Source organism: Streptomyces synnematoformans (assembly GCF_039531005.1).
GTDB lineage: Bacteria > Actinomycetota > Actinomycetes > Streptomycetales > Streptomycetaceae > Streptomyces > Streptomyces synnematoformans.
The window spans coordinates 1-793 of sequence record NZ_BAAAPF010000732.1 but is presented as its reverse complement, the minus strand read 5'-3'; the positions used below and the strand labels follow the sequence as shown (position 1 = coordinate 793).

Here is a 793-nt window from a genome sequence, read left to right as displayed (position 1 = left end):
GCTCGGCGCCCCGCGTCCCGTACGCCGCGGCCACCCGGGCGACGGCGGCGGACCCGATCCGCGGCTGGTCCACGAGGAGCACCACCGCCGCCGGGGCGGCGGTCGGCTCCAGCGATGCCAGCCCGGCGCGCAGCGACGAGCCCATGCCCGACGCCCAGTCCGGGTTCGACACCGGTACGCAGCCGGGCAGCCGGGCGGCCTCCCGTACCGCGTCCTCCGCCGCGCCCAGCACCACGTGCACCGGCGCACACCCCGCCGCCCGCAGCGCCGCGGCCGCCCGCTCCACCAGCGGCCGCCCGTCCGGCCCGGCCGGCAGCAGCGCCTTCGCCCGCCCGCCGAGCCGCCGCCCCCCGCCCGCGGCGAGCAACAGCCCGGCGACGGGAGATTCAGTGGCGCCGATCTTCCTATTCATCTGAATTTCCCGTTCCGAGTGGCGTTTTGACGCATTGTTGGCTTTACTGTCTCGGCATCGCCCGGGGGGACGCGGCGCCCTCGGGGCACCGGCGGGAGCGGGCGGGCAGGGGGAGGACTGCCGATGGGAAACGATCGTACGGGCCGGGGCACGACGACGGTGCAGGCCGAGAAGGACATGGGGGACGCGGGGCACGCGGAGGCGGGGCGTGCCGGGGACGTACCCGAGGGGCGTGACGCGCGCGCGGGCGAGGCCCGTGCGGCGCGGGGGCCCGAGCACCCTGCGGCGTGCGGGCCCGAGGCGGGGGAGGCACGCGCTTCCGGGACCTCCGACCCGCGGGTGACGGCGCTCGCCGCCGCCGTGGACCGGCTGCGCGGCGAC

General features: G+C 78.7%; 1 protein-coding gene and 1 pseudogene. One reads left to right on the top strand and one right to left on the bottom strand.

What is annotated here, in order from left to right:
- The coding region (locus ABD317_RS37400) for a nucleotidyltransferase family protein (protein ID WP_344296594.1) at positions 1-412 on the bottom strand (412 nt) is incomplete at its 3' end.
- 123 nt (positions 413-535) lie between these two features.
- On the opposite strand from ABD317_RS37400, the pseudogene ABD317_RS37395 reads away from it, so the two are divergent.
- Positions 536-793, top strand: a pseudogene (locus tag ABD317_RS37395) (hypothetical protein); the annotation flags it as partial.